Here is an 18999-nt window from a genome sequence, read left to right as displayed (position 1 = left end):
TTTTCGTTATTATCCTCCCTAGGGTTGTGCTAATGCAGGTTAAGAAAGGTTTGACTTGTTAGCAATACTTTTGTTAGCTATCTTGTTTCGTTAGCGGTATAAGTTTATTGGGTATGGCTAGGCATATCAGTTCTTGTTATCTTTTAAACAGGGTCTCACCTGCAATTACTGTCCGTTCTGTTTTTACATTTCGCAGTTGCTCATTTGGAATTTTCAAGATATCCTTTTCGAGGATAACAAAATCGGCATCTTTTCCCACTTCGATACTTCCTCGTTTTTTCTCCTGAAAACAAGAATATGCCGCCCAGATCGTCATTCCTTTTAAGGCATCTTCACGGCTTATAGCATCTTGCATCTGAAACCCGTGGTTAGGATAGCCTTTTTTGTCGACACGTGCTACAGCGGCGTGGAAACCATATATGGGGTTAAAATGTTCAACCGGAAAGTCACTCCCCAAAGCGAGTTTGCCATATTCTGCCAACAGACGCTTATAAGCGTAAGCGCCTTTCATACGTTCTTCACCAAGTCGATCTTTGGCCCAGTACATATCGGAGGTTGCGTGTGTAGGTTGTACAGATGGTATGATTTGATACTTTCGAAACTTGTCAAAATCTGTAGGCGATATAATTTGGGCGTGCTCGATGCGCCATCTACGGTCACCATTATTGTGGAGGTATTTGCCATAGATATCCAGAATAATACGATTGGCCGAATCGCCTATTGCATGGGTATTTGCCTGAAACTTACTTTCGGCAATCTGTTTGATCATGGCTTCGTATTCCTGGGGGCTATGGAGGAGAAAGCCGTGGGTGGGGGCATCATGGTAATGTGCGAGGAGGCACGCGCCACGAGATCCCAATGCACCATCGGCGAGCAGTTTAAATCCTTTGATCTCGAAACGGTCCGTTTCATAGAAACCCTGATCGATAAATGACTTTATGTTTTGGGGAATGCCGAGGATCATGGCATAATCTCTAATTTTCAACTGTCCTTCGCGATAGTATTTTTTTAGGAGATCGAGTCTTTCTTTTGATAAACCTGCGTCTACAATAGTGGTTAGACCGACGGAAAGGAGGGAGTCTTGCGTTCGCTTGAGCATTCTTAAGTAGTCTTTCTCACTCGGAACCGGGATTGTCTTATTGACAAGATCCATTGCATTGTCGATCAAGAGGCCATTGGGGATATTATTATTCCCGCCGACCACACCGCCACGAATCGTGGGAATACTGGTTAATTTGGCCCATTCTAGCGCTTTGGAGTTGGCTACCGCCGCATGATAATCTACACGCATGAGGTAGACGGGGATATCTGGGAAAGCTTTGTCGAGTAGGTCCTTGGTTGGGAAAGTTTTATCTTTCCAGCGATTTTGGTCCCAGCCACCACCGATCAGCCAAGTTTTGTCCGGATTTTTTTGCTGGTAGTTTTTGACACGTTGAATAACCTCCTCGAAAGAATCGCTACCGTTTAGGTCGACTTGATCCATTAGCTCGGCCTCGTCAAATAAATGGGCATGAGCATCGTAGAATCCCGGATAAATGGCCTTCCCCTGCGCATCAATTTTTTCTATTGCTTTGTACTTCCGCTGTATTTCTTCATCGGAACCGATGGCAATAAATTTACCGTCTTTGACAGCAAAAGCTTGTGCCATACTAAAAGCCGAATCTACAGTATATATTTGCGCATGATAAACAATGAGGTCCACTTTCGTTTGTGGTGAACATGAAATGATTGTCAAGCAGAACAAAAAAATGATGATTGGGAAGGTTTTCATAACCTAAAAATAGCAAAAAGCTTTGAATAAACGGAAACTAGGCTTGGGACTAGATCTATTGGAGATGCGGACGCGGGGTTTTGACTTATCGAATTGCTTTACGTGAAGTACCTACGCTGAATTGTCGCGTATTATTGGGACAGTAGATCATCAGTAAAGTAGTGAAAGGCAACCTGAAGGAAAAGTAATGCGAATACGGATTATCCAAATACAAAAAAGGCTATCCAAATAACTTGGACAGCCTTTTTAATTCAAAAATCAAAATACGTGATTAACAGTACTCGTCAAATGCTGCAACTAAATTGTCAGCAATCATTTGTGCCGGGCGACCTTCAATCATATGTCTTTCAATCATGTGTACCAATTTTCCGTCTTTAAATAAAGCCATTGCTGGTGAAGATGGCGGATAAGGCAACATGTAGTTACGTGCAGTGTTTACAGCATCAGTTTCCATACCTGCGAAAACAGTGACCAATTTAGCTGGGTGTTTTTCATTTTTTACAGCAGCTTTTGCAGCTGGGCGTGCATTTGCTGCAGCGCAACCACAAACAGAGTTTACAACCACAAAGACAGTTCCTTCTGATGCGATAGCCTGATCAACTGCTTCAGGAGTTTTTAATTCTTCGAATCCTGCATCAACTAACTCTTGACGCATTGGAGTTACTAAATATTCTGGATACATTATTTCTTAAGTAAAATGTTAATATTCTATTTTAATTGTTTCTATAAAGCTTTCTGTCGCTGGGCAAGTATTTTTAGTCCGTATAAACAACAGCTATACTTTATGCTTACAAATATAGCTGTAAAAGGCTGCTTCGTCAAGACACTTGTCTCAAATCAATGTCAGAAAATCTTTTACCGCATGAAGTCCATTTTCAAGACGTTGGTCGCCGAGCCCGGAAATAAGACGGTAATTCGCATTAATGGCGTTCAATTCGCTTTTCCAGATCTCCATGAAGTGTTCGCGCTGTTCGGGAAAATCCCGTAGTGGATCATCCTGCCAAGGTAGATCGATATCCATCAGCAGATAGAGATCATAAACATGTTGTTGAATTTTATCGGTGACTTCCTGCGGCGTATGACCGAAAAGATGATCTGACCAAATTTTTACCGTAAGAAAGGTGGTGTCACAGATGAGGAGCTGGTCTTGCGCTAAAGGGATCAGGGCTTCCTCTAGGGCTACCTGTCCATAAAACATATTGACTTCGTCCTGCAGGGTATATTTATTGTTGAGGCTTTGGCAATAATAACGTGAATACTCGGGTACGCATACCGTCTGAAATTCCTTGGCAAGAAATTGTGCCATCGTTGATTTTCCGGTGGACTCGGGGCCAACAACGGCAATTTTTATGAAATCTTTTCCCACATCGATCGTTTTGATACGCAATATTACGCAAAATTTTTATAGGTTTTCTGCCAATCGCGATAGCCATTCCAAGCGATGAGCGTGAAAACAAGGTAGAGTACTGCGGTCAGCATAAGGTCTTTGTGTATATAGAGCGGGATATAACAAATATCCACAAATACCCATAAGAGCCAATTTTGAAGCACTTTGCGCGTCATCAGAAATTGAGCAACAAAACTTACGGAGGTGCAGAATGCGTCAATATAAGGGACATCGGAATTTGTCTTGCTATCGAGGAGATAACCGATTGATAGTGTTAGGATCAGGATTGCCAGGAGGCAAAGGAGCAGCTGCCCATTGCTGGCTTTGACGATAGGTTTCTTTTTTTCTTCTTTTCGTCTTATCCAATAATACCAACCGTACACAGCTGTGGACAGGAAGTAGAACTGTAGTACAGTATCTCCGTACAGTTTGGCATTATAAAACAGAATCGCGTAGGACGCTACGCTGATGATACTGATTGGCCAGTTCCATATATTTTGCTTAGCGGCCAAATAGACACAAAGAAAGCCTGTCAGGGTACCTAACCATTCGAGCCAAGAGGTCTGGGCAAATTGACGCGCAATCTGCTGAAAAAAATCCTGCATGTGGTGTATTAAAAATTACACCCTAAATATACAAAGTCTGCCCTATAGTCCGTTATTGAACCTGTTTATTCGCGCAATTGGTACTGGCAAAGGACTCGGGCTTGGCCTTAAAAACAAATCCCATACCCATAATATAGCCCATGGCTTCTTTCAGGGCAACATTTGACTGGAAATTTGGATTGGTGTTGATGTCGGCGTGGACTTCGAGGTCTACTTTGTGTTTTTCGAGGAGGGGGCAGAGTTGATAGGCTATATCGATGGATTTTTGGACTTCGAGCAGCATCCTTTCTTTAATGCTCATTCGGTGATGCCTTTTGTCCCGTTGGATAAACATAAATCCACCTTTATGTTCCCGGAGAAAGACGATGACTGTAGCGAAGTCGATGATGCCTCTCTTGACTTGGGAATCGGTGCCTATATAAACCTTGAGCTTATTCCCTAGGGCATCTTCTCGTTTAATGACTTCCTCAACAGCATCGAAAATCGTGGAGCGAATGGATTCGCCATTGTATTTTTGCCATCTCATAGCGATATAGATTAGATATAAAAAAATTAAACTTCATCATTGACATAAATTTACTGAATTTCAATGATCTAAGTGTTAATTTAGTTTTAAATAATTTATCCACATTGATGATGTTTTACACCGTAGGCCAGGTCTCCGGCATCACCGAGTCCAGGTACAATATAAGCTTTTGAGGTCAGTTCGTGGTCGACGTCACCTACCCAGATGTGTGCCGTAGGTACAAAAGCCTGAACGTGATTCAGTCCTTCCTCGGATGCAATGGCTGCAACAATGTGTAATTCCTTGATGTCATATTCGGCCAGGAGATCCTTACAGCATAATACAAGGCTCTTTCCTGTGGCCAACATGGGGTCTACAATGATTACTGTACGATTATCTAAGTTTGGTGTATTAACATATTCTTTATGAATTTCAAACTCACCGCTCTTTTTGGTATGCCGATAGGCCGCAATGAAGGTATTGTCGGCATGATCAAATACATTTAAAAGTCCCTGATGAAAGGGAAGTCCCGCTCTCAGAATTGTAGCGAGTACGGGTTGTTCCATCAAGAGATGGGTTTTGGCCACACCTAACGGAGTTTCAACTTCAACAGGTTTATAAGCCATCGTCTTGCTGATTTCATAAGCGAAAATTTCACCTAATCGTTCCAGATTCCGACGAAAGCGCATGCGATCCTGTTGAATCGTGATATCTCTCAGTTCGGCAATAAAATGATTTGCAATGCTATTTTGGGTAGATAGAATAGTGACCATGGCGTGTGTGCTAGTTCAGTTAAGCTAAAGATAATAAATAATCAATTGAAAGTAATAACATCTATGGTATTATTATAGTTTGCGCTAAAATGGTAAAATTTTTAGTAAATTTGTGTAAGAACATAGCAGGATATGGCCTGGACCACAGGTCAACAAATCGTCTTGAAGCAGATTGAAACCATCGGATTACAAAAACTGTTTTTGAGCTTAGGGCTCAAGCAATTCGTGGTGCAATGTTTGCTGGAAAAGGCCTGAATGGTTTTCTTAAAGACACAGGAAATATATGAAATTTGAATTGACATCGGAATACAAACCCACAGGCGATCAGCCAGAAGCAATTAAGCAGTTGGTAGCAGGGGTAGAGCAGGCAGAGCAATACCAGACGCTTTTGGGGGTGACAGGTTCGGGTAAGACCTTTACTGTGGCTAATGTGATTCAGGAAACCCAAAAGCCGACATTGATTTTAAGCCACAATAAAACTTTGGCGGCTCAGTTGTACGGTGAATTCAAACAGTTCTTTCCCAATAACTCGGTCAACTATTTTGTGTCTTATTACGATTATTATCAACCCGAAGCTTTTATTGCTTCGACGAATACCTACATCGAGAAGGATTTGGCGATTAACGAGGAAATCGAAAAGCTGCGTTTGGCAACCACGTCGTCATTGATGTCGGGACGGCGTGATATCGTTGTCGTCTCTTCGGTATCCTGTATCTACGGTATGGGAAATCCGGAAGATTTCTCCCGGTCTATCTTTCGTTTTGGGGTCGGTATGACTGTCACTAGAAACGCTTTCCTGCATAAGTTGGTGGAGATTTTATATTCGCGAACGACCACAGAGTTTAAACGGGGTACCTTTCGGGTTAAAGGTGATACAGTGGACGTGTTTCCGGCATACTTGGATAATGCTATTCGGATTTCATTCTTTGGGGATGAAATTGATGAACTGAGTGAGATCGATCCCATTTCAGGGAAAACGCTCAACAAGATGGAAGATCTTGCTCTTTTTCCAGCAAATCTCTTCGTTACACCGAAAGAAAAATTCAAAGAATCGATCTGGGCTATCCAAGATGAATTGATGCAACGGAAAACGCAACTGGAAGACGAGGGCTTAATGCTGGAGGCGAAGCGTTTAGAGGAGCGCGTCAATTATGATCTGGAAATGATGCGTGAACTGGGCTATTGTTCGGGGATTGAAAATTATTCCCGCTTTTTTGATGGTAGACAACCGGGGATGCGTCCGTTCTGTTTGCTGGATTATTTTCCGGAAGATTACCTGCTGGTCATTGATGAGAGTCACGTGACCTTACCACAATTACGTGCGATGTATGGAGGTGACCGATCGCGAAAAGTTTCCTTGGTAGAACATGGGTTTAGGTTGCCCGCGGCTTTGGATAATAGACCTTTAAACTTTCCGGAGTTTGAATCCTTGACAAATCAGACGATTTATGTATCGGCGACTCCGGGCGATTACGAACTGCAGCAGACCGAAGGTGTTGTCGTTGAGCAGGTCATTCGCCCAACAGGACTTCTGGATCCAATTATTGAAGTACGACCAGCGATTAATCAGGTCGATGATTTCTTGGAAGAAGTCGATAAGACCATTAAAGAGGGAGGACGTGTTTTGGCTACTACATTGACCAAACGCATGGCTGAAGAACTTTCCAAATATATGACCAAGCTGAACTTAAAAGTCCGTTATATCCACTCTGAAATTAAAACCTTGGAGCGGGTTGAAATCTTGCGGGGGCTCCGCTTGGGTGAATTTGATATCCTGGTCGGGGTGAATTTACTTCGTGAGGGGCTTGATTTGCCGGAGGTCACGCTTGTTGCTATTCTCGATGCGGATAAGGAGGGCTTTCTGCGTTCCGAACGATCGCTTATTCAGACGATTGGTCGCGCGGCCCGGAATGATAAAGGTCGGGTTATTATGTATGCGGATAAAATGACGGATAGCATGCGTGTCACAATAGATGAAACCAATCGTCGCCGAGACAAGCAGATGAAATATAACTTGGAACATGGCATTACACCGCGTACTGTGGGCAAAACAAGAGAAGAGATCTTAGAGCAGACTTCTGTTGCTGATTTCTCGGGTATTGAACCTAAAATTTATGTTGAACCTGATCCGTCGCAGGCCATTGCAGCTGATCCAGTGATGCAGTATCTCAGTGAGAAGGATCTGAAGAAAGCGATCGATAACGTACGGAAGAAAATGGATAAATCAGCGAAGGAAATGGATTTCTTGGAAGCAGCGAAATATCGTGATGAAATGTTCTCCTTGGAGAAGCTCTATGAAGAGCGATTCCCTTCGTAAAGGAAGTCGGTTTTAATTATTGTTAATCAATTTAAGATTTGTTAAACGACGCTAAATAGCGTATAAATTAAGATTCCACCGTCCATATTTGTAGCAATTGTAAATAAATTGGCTACATATGAAACATTTAATCTACAGCATAATACTGTTTTTTGTGCTCAGCATTCTGCCAAAGTAAAATTTCCTACGGGTTAAACGCCGGGTACACGAATGCTCCTGGACCTAATAGATTGGGCCGTACTTCCTAAGGTTAACGATTGAACTATATTGTTCAATTGTTAACATATTTTGCGTAAATCAAATTCTTCTCAGTAAATTAGTGCTCAAATCTAAACTAAAACATACTAAAAAATGAAAAAGCCAATTCTCGTTGTCAAATTTGGATCGGCTTCTATTACCACGAAAGAGGGAGAAGTTGATGAACGTATTGTTTTGGAGATCGCTAGGCAAATTGCTTCCTTACAAAAGAAATACAATATCGTCTTGGTCTCTTCAGGTGCTGTTGCTGCCGGTAAACGTTTTCTGCCCAGCTACACAGGAACGCTATCCGAACGCAAAGCAGCTGCTGCAATTGGGAACCCTATATTGATTAATACGTATTCTACTTATTTCCGACCGTTTAAAATTTCATTGGCGCAGAGTTTATGTGAGCGACATCACTTTTCCAATCGGGATCAATTTCTACAATTGAAAAATACGTATGAGGAATTGTGGCGGAACAATGTTATTCCAATCGCAAATGAAAATGATGTGGTGAGTAATAAAGAACTGAAGTTTTCAGATAATGATGAGCTGGCAACCTTGATTGCTGTTGGTTTTGGTGCCGAAAAATTACTGTTTAGCACTTCCGTTCCTGGTGTGTTGGATGCAAACAACAAGATTATACCGCAAATTGAAACAATTGACCGGGATATTTTAGGGCTGGCAAGGAAGGATAAATCTTCCGTAGGATTAGGGGGAATGACCTCGAAATTGAACTTTGCCCGATTGGCCAATCAAATGGGGATTGCTGTGGTGATTTTTAGTATGCAAACCGAGGAGGCGATACAAAAAGCGGTTAAGCACGAGACTGGCACATTGTGTCTGGCTCAAAGTAAGAAGATCTCTTCCCGCAAGAAATGGCTCGCGAGTGGAAGTTTAATAAAAGGGGAATTGATGGTTGATCGTGGAGCGGAGGAAGCATTATTGAAGCACAAAAGTTTACTCGCTGTGGGGGTAACCCGTATCGTCGAGCATTTTGAAAAAGGAGAAGTGTTAAATATTGTCAATCTAGAAGGCTTAACTGTTGCCGTTGCCCGCGCGAAGATGGATTCATCCGCTTTGTCCCAGACCAGTAAAAAAAATGTAGAAATTGCACATGCAAATGATATTGTATTATTATGAGTGAATCCATCTTAAACCAACTTCAGGCGGCGGCCAAAGCAAAACAAATTTTGCAACAACTGGCTCCTGATACCAAAATAACTATTTTAAATGCCATCGCAGAAGGTCTTATCGCACATACTACTGATGTATTAAAAGCCAATAAGATTGATTTGGATCGTATGGCTGATGACGACCCCAAAAAGGATCGTCTTTTGCTCAATAGCGATCGTCTAAAAGGTTTGGCTGACAGTGTTAAGCAGATCGCTCAGTTGGCAGATCCAACAGATCAGTTATTACTAAAAAAGATATTGCCAAATGGATTGGAGATCGAGAAAATTACGGTTCCACTCGGAGTCGTTGGGGTCATCTACGAATCGCGACCTAATGTGACGATAGATGTTGCTGCATTGTGTATTCAGTCGGGTAACGTTTGTCTATTGCGCGGTGGTTCGGACGCGTTACACACCAACGAGGCGTTGTTGAAAGTGATCCATGCTGTCTTGGAGCAGTATGGTATTGCAACAACTATTGTGCAACTGTTGCCTGTTGATAGGAAGCATGTTTCGGAATTATTGGAAGCTACTCAATTCGTGGATATTATCATACCACGGGGTTCACAGTCGCTGATCGATTATGTCAGGGAACACGCTAAAGTACCAGTTATTGAAACTGGAGCAGGAGTATGCCATACTTATGTGGACCGTACAGCAGATTTGGATATGGCAGCGAAAATTGTTGCCAATGCTAAAATTTCCAGGCCATCGGTGTGTAATTCTTTAGATACTGTTTTGGTCGATCGTGCTGTTGCTGCCGAGTTCCTAACGAAATTGAAAACTTATTTTGAAGATGCTCAGGTGGAAGTTTTCGCGGACCCTACAGCTTATGAGGTATTACAGGGTCAACATTTTTCAAATTTAAAGCGCGCAGATGAAGCCGATTTTGGAAGAGAATTTTTAGATTTGAAGTGTTCAATAAAGACGGTCACCAGTTTGGACGAAGCTTTGGAGCATATCGCAAAATATTCTTCCAAACATTCGGAATGTATTGTTTCTTCCAGTGAACTCCATATTGAACAATTTTTGAATACAGTGGATGCTGCCGCGGTATATGCCAATGCATCTACACGTTTTACGGACGGAGGTGAGTTTGGTCTGGGTGCGGAAATAGGTATCTCGACCCAAAAATTACATGCCCGTGGACCATTTGCATTGGAAAAATTGGTAACAGAGAAGTGGATTGTCCGCGGAAATGGACAGATCAGATAAGCATAGATCATGGGATTAAGTTTTAAGAAAGATGTATTGATGAATTGGATCGAAGAAATTGGTAAATTTCTTCGCATATGGACAGAAGGGCATGATGCTTTTACGGAGCCGACTGATCCAGCAGTATTTGAAGATGCTTATGAGAAATTCTTCGAAAAGAGTAGGACCTATTTTTTAAATCTTTCCGAAAATGAACTTTCGGCATATCTCAAAACAGATCTTCAAATTCAGCAACTACATCCATTGGCTTTAACGTTGTTATTTGATGGGTTGAATGCTACAGATGGCAATCAGGAGAATTTACTTCGTAAAGCAAAGTTTATTTTGAATCTGGCGATGGCAGAAACGGCAAGCTTTGCCTTTCAGGATTATCAATATCTTGCTATGATCGATAACAAATTGAAGAGTCTTTAGATTAATAAAGGTCTCCGTCATGCAATGTCCTAAAAAAGTGTTTAACTTTTTGGGTTCATTGCATGACGGAGACCTTAGCGCAGGATCTCACGGGCAATCACCAGACGTTGGATCTCAGAAGTTCCCTCATATATTTGCGTGATTTTTGCGTCGCGCATTAACCTCTCGACATGATATTCTTTTACGTAACCGTAGCCACCGTGGATCTGTACAGCTTCGACAGTGTGTTTCATGGCAACTTCAGATGCATGCAGTTTGGCCATGGCAGCTTCTTTACCGTAAGGAAGCCCCTGGTCTTTCGTCCAGGCAGCTTTATACGTCAAAAGTCGAGCTGCCTCGATATCAACTTCCATGTCGGCCAATTTAAACTGTATGGCCTGATGATCCGAAATCGGTTTTCCAAAGGTCTTTCGTTCTTTTGAGTAAGCCAAAGCAAGGTCATAGGCACCCGCAGCAATTCCTAAGGCCTGTGCCGCAATCCCAATGCGACCGCCATCGAGTGTTTTCATAGCAAATTTAAATCCGAAGCCATCTTCTCCGATACGGTTTTCCTTGGGAACCTGAACATCGGAAAATAGGAGTGAATGGGTATCGGAACTACGGATACCCAATTTGTTTTCTTTAGGACCAATGGTAAATCCCGGCAGCCCTTTTTCAACGATCAATACATTGATTCCTTTGTGGCCTTTTTCAGGATGTGTCTGTGCAATGACAAGATAGATATCGGCATGGCCACCATTGGTGATCCAATTTTTTGTACCATTTAGGAGATAGTGATCCCCCTTATCTTCGGCGGTGGTATGCTGTGAGGAGGCGTCCGAACCAGCTTCAGGTTCTGACAACGCAAAAGCACCAAGTTTTTCACCTTTCGCTAAAGGAATCAGGTACTTTTGTTTTTGTTCCTCTGTACCATAAGCATTGAGTCCATATAATACCAGGGAATTGTGGGCGGATACGATAACGGCCGCTGAGGCATCAATTTTGGCAATTTCTTCGAGCACAAGAACATAGGCCAACGTATCCATTCCAGCTCCGCCATAAGCTTCGGGGGTCATGATACCCATAAACCCTAGTTCGCCCATTTGCTTGACAAAATCTGTTGGAAATTTTGCGGCTTCATCGCGCTCGATTGCCCCAGCCTTTAGCTCCTGGGCAAATTCCCGCGCTGCGTCGCAGATCATTTTATGCTCTTCGCTTAATTCAAAATTCATGGCATTTCAGTTTTTTGGTTCATCAGTTACCAAGCCGATAACGTATATATAATAAGGTTTGCTGTCAAAAAGTTTCCTCCCAACTCACAATCATTTTATGAGCTCGGTGTACCAACATACTCAAATATACAAAATATATATTATGCAGGCATAGTAATATAGCAAATTACTTTTTAATCTACTTGAGCTAATCATTATAAGCATTTTGGAAAGTAATGGCCAGGGTAGGGCGGACAAGTAGCAAGGGGCATGTTGGTTTTCATTTTGTTTATAATTGTAAAATCCTTACTTTCAATTGGATTAAGTTTAGTTTTTTCATTTCAATTTAAAAAATTGAAGAATTACTTGTTTGCTAAATTTAATCTACTATATTTGTAGACTATATAATTTAAACACATTTAAAAAATAAGATTATGAGTTTAAGATTAGGGGATGAAGCGCCAAATTTCAAAGCGCAAACAACCATTGGTGAAATAGACTTTCACGATTATATCAAAGATAGCTGGGTCGTTTTCTTTTCGCACCCGTCAGATTATACGCCGGTATGTACTACAGAGTTGGGCCGTACGGCAAAATTGAAATCTGAATTTGACAAGAGGGGTGTGAAGGCCATTGCGCTAAGCGTCGATAATGTAAACGATCACTTGAATTGGATTAAGGATATCAATGAAACGCAAAATACCGAAGTGAATTTTCCGGTTATTGCTGATGAAGATCATCATGTATCCGAATTGTACGATATGATCCACCCAAATGCTTCCGCAACAGCGACCGTACGTTCCGTATTTATTATCGGTCCTGACAAAAAGATCAAATTGACGCTGACCTATCCAGCATCAACAGGTCGTAATTTTGATGAAATTTTACGGGTCATTGATTCTTTACAGTTAACTGCCGATTATCAAGTCGCTACGCCCGCTGACTGGAAGCATGGTGAAGATGTTATTGTTGTGCCAGCGATTAAGACAGAAGATATTCCTGCTAAATTTCCAAAAGGCTTCAAAGAGATCAAACCGTATTTGAGAACGACGCCACAGCCTAATCTATAGGGAGTAAGCCCTTGGAATTAAAGAACAAAAAAAGGCAACGTTGAAAAACGTTGCCTTTTTTATAAGTTATAAATGCCTCCTAATAGACTTTAACCATGTAGATATAGTCTTGCATTTTCTTGATTTGTTCTGTTCTTGGTAAACCTGCCAAGCTATTCTTTTTGTTGATCTTAAGACCGGTAACCAGTGAATCACTTGGTATGTCCGCTAAGGCGTTCAAGATTGATTTCGTTTTGATTGCAAAGGCGGCACCATCTATGCCACGTTGTTTTCCGGAAATAATACCAATCACATTACCTCTGCTATCCAATACCGGACCGCCACTGTTACCTGGATTGACAGGTACGGAGATCTGATAAGCGATGGTATCACCGGCATAACCTGTTGATGAACTTAGGTATCCCTGACCATATACTGCTTCGTCCCGAGGAAACCCGATCGTATAAATATCTTCACCAAGATCTGAAGTCGACGTTTTGAACGTGTAAGGTAAGCTTTTAGCTTTCTTAAAGGTCTTATCTGCGATGTATAAGATCGCCAAGTCTTTGCTTGGATCGGTGTGTACGATTTGTGCTTTATACGATTCGCCTTTACTATTTTGTAAATAGATCGAATCAGCCCCGCTAATGACATGGTAATTGGTGACGACATAGCCATCTGTCGTCAACATAAATCCTGTTGCACCAAACTGGCTTTCGGTACCTTTTACAGATTTTTTGTCATTGATATCCCTGATAGCAGCGTTGTGTGCGTTGACGTTCTTTTTGACATTGTTCATGTCTCTACGTAATGCACTGTAATCGGAAGATGCTTTCTCGAGGTTGCTGTAATAACCGCTCAGCCATAATGTGCCAAATACTGCAAATACCGCTACCACTGCAGCCACTAAAGAACTTGCTTTGATGCGTTCCCAAAGTGAAATTACCGCTGATTGTTTTATAGGAACTACCTTTGCGGGTTTGTTTTGGGTTTTATGGTATTCTTTTGCTGATTGTGCTAAAGCATTTTTGAAATCCAGCCGTTGACTGGTTTCTTTCATATTGGCAACAAATTCGCGGTGTTGTTGTAATTGGGCAGCATAGGAGGGCTGATCAGCACAAAAAGATTCAAATGCAGCTTTTTCTTCGGCCGATAATTCGCCGCGAAGATACTGGTCTGCTAATTCGAAAAATTCTTTTTGATTCATTGTTCCCATGGTGTTACACTAATTTTAATCTGTTGAAAAAAATATTTTTTTCAGCCGTTGTAGGCATTTATACTTCTGAGTCTTGGCATTATCTGTATTGGTATAACCAAATTTATCACAGATGTCCTGCATCGAATGGTTTAAGATGTAGAAATCATGTAAGATTGTCTTACAAGGTTCTCCCATTTTCTCTAAGGCAAGTTCCATTTGGTCGAACTTCTTTTCAAGTTCTTGATGCTGTTGTAGATCTTCTTCCTCAAATAAGGAATCTTCATAACCGCTAATGTCACTGTTGCCAAAACCAGCACGATTGAGTTGCTTAAGCCAAAGCCTTCTGCAAATCGAGTAAAGATATGTTTTAAGTTTGCTGCTGAGCTCAAAGTTCCCTTTGGTAACTTTATCGTAGAGCACAATGACAGCTTCTTGAAAAATATCTTTCGCTTCATCCTCACTTCCATTGTTTTGCAAGATCATATGGCTTATAGACGGATAGTACCGCTTGTAGATAGCATCTATCGCCAAGCTGTTGCCGTCTTTGATGCCTTCAATAATTTGCTCATCATTTTCTAGCAGGACTGATTTACTGAATTTACTCACCTATTAATACCTTAATGCTTAAATTGTAACCCTTTGAAAAATAAAATTCTTCGAAATATTTTCAAACGTAAACTTTTATTTGTTTAAAGTGAAATCTATCCCCAAAAATAAGGCTTATTCCTTGAAACCGAAAGCATTTGTTTTTTATTGGAATCAGCTTCTTTTGGGAGGACATCGTTATTTTTCGCCGGGTCAATTTTTTACGTTTTTACATTGTTTTATGTACGATCCTCAAATGGAGAACCTATAGAACAATTTTAAAGTTCGATATGATCTTTTTTGTATCGAAAAAGTTTCGCAATCGAGTGCTTTAATAATCTGCTTGTTATTACTACAAAATGAAGTTACATTTGGTTTCCTGGACTAAATTGCTTAATTACATTATGTTAAGAAACTCTGTTATTTTTTCAACGATTCTAGCCTCATTGCTGTCGCTGGACACTACCGTCACGATAGGGCAAACGATTACGTCATCTATCGACGGTTTCCAGTATGGAGCCACAACGGCTCCAAAAGGGAATGAATGGGAATCGCCTCAATTATTATCACTTAATAAGGAGTTGCCGCATGCGTCGTTCTTCTCCTTTCAGAACGTAGAAAGTGCGCGAAAAGTACTTCCCGAGCATAGTAACTATTGGCTTTCGCTCAATGGATCCTGGAAGTTTAACTGGGTAAAGACCCCGGAAGAGCGACCAAAGGACTTTTATGACCCGAATTATAATGTGGGTGCCTGGGAATCTGTTCCAGTCCCTATGAGCTGGAATATTTATGGTATACAGAAGGATGGAAGCTTAAAATATGGTGTACCTATTTATACCAATCAACGTGTGATCTTTCATCATCAAGTAAAGGTCGATGATTGGCGCGGTGGAGTTATGCGGACGCCAGCCCAAGATTGGACAACTTATGTCTACCGTAATGAAGTAGGATCGTACCGACGTAACTTTACAGTACCTACTCATTGGGACGGTCGTGAGGTATTTATCAATTTTGATGGTGTAGACTCCTTTTTCTACCTGTGGATAAATGGCAAATATGTCGGATTTTCAAAAAATTCCAGAAACGTCGCATCTTTCAATATCTCGCCTTACTTAAAAAAGGGTGCTGAAAATGTGTTGGCTGTTGAAGTTTACCGGAGTTCGGACGCTTCCTTTTTGGAAGATCAGGATATGTTTAGATTGCCCGGGATATTTCGGGATGTTTCGCTTACTTCAACGCCAAAAGTTCAGATTCGCGATTTAGCGGCCATTCCAGACTTGGACAGCAATTACGAAAATGGTTCGTTGAAAATTACGAGTACTGTACGCAATCTGGGTAGTAAGAAAGCTGAAGGGTATAAAGTAGTTTATTCACTTTATAAAAATAAGCTATACAGTGACGAGAATACCCTTGTTGATCAGACAGAAGCTTCATCAGCTGTGCCAGCCCTGGATGGTCAAGTTTCTAATAGCGTCGCCGCAACGTTGAACGTCAAAAATCCGGATAAATGGTCTGCCGAATTACCTTATCGGTATACTTTGGTGGCTGAATTGAAGGATAAAAAGAACAAAACGGTTGAGACTATTTCTACCTATGTTGGATTTAGAAAGGTTGAGATTAAAGATACCAAGGCTGCGGATGATGAATTTGGCTTGTCCGGACGTTATTATTATGTCAATGGTAAGACGGTGAAACTGAAAGGCGTCAACCGTCATGAAACCAATCCTGAACATGGCAAAGTAGTGACCAGAGAACAGATGGAAGCTGAGGTGAAATTAATGAAACGGGCGAATATCAACCATGTCCGGAATTCGCATTATCCAGAACCTGCTTATTGGTATTATTTATGCGATAAATATGGAATTTATCTCGAGGATGAGGCCAATATCGAAAGCCATGAATATTATTATGGCAAAGAGTCTCTTTCTCATGTTCCTGAATGGAAAAATGCCCATGTAGCCCGTAATATCGAGATGGTGCATTCGACCATCAACCATCCGGCAGTGGTTATCTGGTCTTTAGGAAATGAAGCCGGTCCGGGTGATAATTTCGTGGCCGCCTATCAGGCTATCAAGAAAATCGATACGTCAAGACCTGTTCAATACGAGCGTAACAATACAATCGTTGATATGGGCTCCAATCAATACCCCTCAATAGACTGGGTAAGAGGAGCTGTAAAAGGCACTTACAAATTGAAATATCCATTTCATATCTCGGAGTATTCACATTCCATGGGTAATGCCGTTGGTAACCTAATTGATTATTGGGAAGCCATCGAATCGACCAACTTCTTTATGGGCGGTGCCATTTGGGATTGGATTGATCAGGCTATGTATTATTACGATAAGAAGACCGGCGAACGCTTTCTCGCTTATGGCGGCGACTTTGGAGACAAACCCAATGATGGAACCTTTGTCAATAATGGGTTGATCTTTGCCGATATGAAACCTAAACCACAGTATTTTGAGGTCAAGAAAGTGTACCAAAATGCGGGCGTAAAGGCTGTTGATATTCAACAGGGGAAAATTGAGCTTTTCAATAAAAATTATTTTAAAGATCTATCCGATTATCAGGTTCAATGGTCGCTATATAAGGATGGGGTAGAAGTAAAAAATAGTGCAGGTACAATCAGTGCCGCTGATTTGCCGACAGCGCGCCAACGCAAGCAGCTTATATTGCCGATAAATTATGCGCAGTTAGATGCGGGATCGGAGTATTTTGTAAAAGTACAGTTTATTCTCAATACAGATCGACCTTGGGCGGCCAAAGGTTTTGTTCAAATGGAGGAACAACTGTTTGTCAAAGCGGCTGAAAATAAACCGTTGATTTCCGCTGTTGCACAAGGAGGGGCTCCGTCGCTTTCCAAAGAGGGTGATTTGCAGGTGGTGAAAGGAGATCAGTTTATCGCGAAGTTTGACAATAAAACAGGCTCGATATATAATCTAACATATGCCGGTAAACAAGTTATCCGCGATGGCGAAGGCCCAAAATTGGATGCACTACGTGCTCCGGTTGACAATGACAACTGGGCTTACCAACAATGGTTTGAAAAAGGATTACATAACCTTAAACATAAGGTTTTGTCTTCAAACAGTTATACCAAGAAAGATGGAACAGTTGTATTGGCGTTTACGGTTGAATCGCAAGCTCCATATGGCGCGTCTTTGTTGGGGGGAACTTCGGGAACCTACACGCTTAAAGAGCATACGGATAAGCCTTTTGGCAAAGATGATTTTAAATTTACAAGCAATCAGATCTGGACAATTTATAAGGATGGCTCTATTGAATTGTCGTCGAGTATTACATCCAATAATGCAAGTGTTGTATTAGCTCGATTGGGATATGCTTTGCAATTACCGACCGAGTATGGCAATTATAGTTATTATGGACGTGGACCGATCAATAATTATGCTGATCGGAAGACAGCACAATTTATTGAATTGCACAAAAGCACTGTAAAAGATCAGTTTGTGCCATGGCCTAATCCGCAAAATATGAGTAACAATGAGGATGTGCGTTGGACAGCATTGACAAATAATGCTGGACAGGGAGTTGTTTTTATTGCGAAAGAGCATTTATCAACATCCGCTTTGGACTATAGTGAGCTTGAGTTGACCTTTGCACCGCACCCTTATCAATTACCAAAAAGTTCGGGCGTACACGTGCATCTTGATGCAGCTGTAACAGGACTTGGTGGTAATAGCTGTGGACAAGGGCCACCGTTAGAAAAGGACCGTGTGAAAGCAGTACCAACGGCTATCGGTTTCATTATCCGTCCGATTCAGAACAATGATATGATAGCAAAGGCTCAGGTAGCGACTGCCGGTGACGCGCCCATTTCGTTGGCAAGAAGTTCAAATGGAGAAGTTTCTATTCAATCGGGAAATAAAAATGAGACCGTATTATACAGTTTGAACAATGCAAAGGCAAGTGTTTATAAAGCGCCTTTTGACTTACGCGCCGGTGGTACAGTAACGGCTTGGTATCAACAAAATGAAAAATTGAAGGTAACACAACAATACACTAAAATCGAAACCATTCCAATGGAGGTTGTTTTTGCTTCAAGTCAGGAGACTGGTGAAGGGGATGCCAAGAACCTATTGGATGGAGATCCTTCCTCGATTTGGCATACGATGTATTCGGTTACCGTAGCACAGTATCCACATTGGGTTGATTTTGATGCTGGAAGTAGCAAAACAATTAAGGGCTTCACTTTTCTACCAAGACAGGATGGACCGAATGGTGATATCAAGGATTATAAGATCCAGGTGAGTAAAGATGGGAAGAACTGGGAAGATGTGATGTCCGGATCTTTTGAACGGAATAAAAAATTAAAAACTGTTCGATTCGAAAAGCCTGTGAAAGGACGTTATATCCGCTTTACAGGACTTAACTCCCAACGTGGTGATGATTATGCTTCCGGAGCTGAATTTGCTGTTATCGCTGAATAATTTGCTTTAAATCGCATATTGAGCCAGCACCTGTCAAACAGGTGCTGGCTTTTTTGTTGGCGACCTAGGATAAGATTAAATAGTGCGATCGTTTCGTTTCACGTAAGGTAAGGTAAGGTAAGGT

General features: G+C 41.5%; 15 protein-coding genes. 6 read left to right on the top strand and 9 right to left on the bottom strand.

Annotated features, from left to right (window positions below):
• Positions 1 to 136: 136 nt before the first annotated feature.
• From B3E92_RS06635 to upp, 6 genes are all read right to left on the bottom strand, one after another.
• Positions 137 to 1648, bottom strand: a complete 1512-nt coding sequence (locus tag B3E92_RS06635; protein WP_254667667.1) for an amidohydrolase — start codon at positions 1646 to 1648, stop codon at positions 137 to 139.
• A 394-nt stretch (positions 1649 to 2042) separates the two neighbouring features.
• The gene (locus B3E92_RS06630) at positions 2043 to 2453 is read right to left on the bottom strand and encodes a BrxA/BrxB family bacilliredoxin (protein WP_070563263.1); all 411 of its coding nucleotides are present in this window, start codon (positions 2451 to 2453) and stop codon (positions 2043 to 2045) included.
• A 150-nt stretch (positions 2454 to 2603) separates the two neighbouring features.
• Positions 2604 to 3137 carry an AAA family ATPase gene (locus B3E92_RS06625; RefSeq protein ID WP_070563596.1) on the bottom strand — a complete coding sequence of 178 codons (534 nt, stop codon included), beginning with the start codon at positions 3135 to 3137 and terminating at the stop codon, positions 2604 to 2606.
• A 23-nt stretch (positions 3138 to 3160) separates the two neighbouring features.
• Entirely contained in the window at positions 3161 to 3763 is a 603-nt protein-coding gene (pnuC, locus tag B3E92_RS06620; RefSeq protein ID WP_070563266.1) for a nicotinamide riboside transporter PnuC, read from the bottom strand.
• A 52-nt stretch (positions 3764 to 3815) separates the two neighbouring features.
• A complete protein-coding gene (locus tag B3E92_RS06615) occupies positions 3816 to 4289 on the bottom strand; it encodes a ribonuclease H-like YkuK family protein (protein ID WP_046672303.1) in 474 nt (157 codons plus the stop codon).
• A gap of 95 nt (positions 4290 to 4384) precedes the next feature.
• Complete coding sequence (gene upp / locus B3E92_RS06610; protein ID WP_070563268.1) at positions 4385 to 5041, bottom strand: uracil phosphoribosyltransferase; 657 nt, start codon at positions 5039 to 5041, stop codon at positions 4385 to 4387.
• 283 nt (positions 5042 to 5324) lie between these two features.
• Here upp and uvrB point away from each other — a divergent pair, with 283 nt between their 5' ends.
• The 4 genes from uvrB to B3E92_RS06590 all read left to right on the top strand — a co-directional run bounded on the left by uvrB (position 5325) and on the right by B3E92_RS06590 (position 10402).
• Positions 5325 to 7358, top strand: a complete 2034-nt coding sequence (gene uvrB, locus B3E92_RS06605) for an excinuclease ABC subunit UvrB (RefSeq protein WP_070563271.1) — start codon at positions 5325 to 5327, stop codon at positions 7356 to 7358.
• Between the two features lie 351 nt (positions 7359 to 7709).
• The gene (gene proB / locus B3E92_RS06600) at positions 7710 to 8741 is read left to right on the top strand and encodes a glutamate 5-kinase (protein ID WP_046672306.1); all 1032 of its coding nucleotides are present in this window, start codon (positions 7710 to 7712) and stop codon (positions 8739 to 8741) included.
• On the top strand, positions 8738 to 9988 hold the full coding sequence (locus B3E92_RS06595) for a glutamate-5-semialdehyde dehydrogenase (protein ID WP_070563274.1): 1251 nt from the start codon (positions 8738 to 8740) through the stop codon (positions 9986 to 9988). The genes proB and B3E92_RS06595 overlap by 4 nt, the downstream gene beginning before the upstream one ends.
• A gap of 9 nt (positions 9989 to 9997) precedes the next feature.
• Positions 9998 to 10402: a hypothetical protein gene (locus B3E92_RS06590; RefSeq protein WP_046672308.1), complete on the top strand. Its 405-nt coding sequence runs from the start codon at positions 9998 to 10000 to the stop codon at positions 10400 to 10402.
• 74 nt (positions 10403 to 10476) lie between these two features.
• Here the strand turns inward: B3E92_RS06590 and B3E92_RS06585 are convergent, their stop codons facing one another.
• Positions 10477 to 11613 (bottom strand): acyl-CoA dehydrogenase, encoded by a 1137-nt coding sequence (locus B3E92_RS06585; protein WP_070563277.1) that lies wholly within the window; start codon positions 11611 to 11613, stop codon positions 10477 to 10479.
• Positions 11614 to 12026: 413 nt separating this feature from the next.
• Between B3E92_RS06585 and B3E92_RS06580 the strand changes: the two genes are divergently transcribed.
• A complete protein-coding gene (locus B3E92_RS06580; RefSeq protein WP_070563280.1) occupies positions 12027 to 12662 on the top strand; it encodes a peroxiredoxin in 636 nt (211 codons plus the stop codon).
• Between the two features lie 79 nt (positions 12663 to 12741).
• Here B3E92_RS06580 and B3E92_RS06575 read toward each other — a convergent pair whose 3' ends face one another.
• Positions 12742 to 13848 carry a S1 family peptidase gene (locus B3E92_RS06575; RefSeq protein WP_236586131.1) on the bottom strand — a complete coding sequence of 369 codons (1107 nt, stop codon included), beginning with the start codon at positions 13846 to 13848 and terminating at the stop codon, positions 12742 to 12744.
• 24 nt (positions 13849 to 13872) lie between these two features.
• Positions 13873 to 14445 carry an RNA polymerase sigma factor gene (locus tag B3E92_RS06570; RefSeq protein ID WP_046672312.1) on the bottom strand — a complete coding sequence of 191 codons (573 nt, stop codon included), beginning with the start codon at positions 14443 to 14445 and terminating at the stop codon, positions 13873 to 13875.
• Positions 14446 to 14828: 383 nt separating this feature from the next.
• Here B3E92_RS06570 and B3E92_RS06565 point away from each other — a divergent pair, with 383 nt between their 5' ends.
• Positions 14829 to 18875, top strand: coding sequence for a glycoside hydrolase family 2 TIM barrel-domain containing protein (locus B3E92_RS06565; RefSeq protein WP_070563599.1), 4047 nt, complete (start codon positions 14829 to 14831; stop codon positions 18873 to 18875).
• The last annotated feature ends 124 nt before the right edge of the window (positions 18876 to 18999 follow it).

This window comes from Sphingobacterium sp. UBA6317 (assembly GCF_002440385.1).
GTDB classification, from domain to species: domain Bacteria; phylum Bacteroidota; class Bacteroidia; order Sphingobacteriales; family Sphingobacteriaceae; genus Sphingobacterium; species Sphingobacterium multivorum.
The sequence above is the reverse complement of the archived record's forward strand: the minus strand, read 5'-3'. Positions and strand labels throughout refer to the sequence as shown.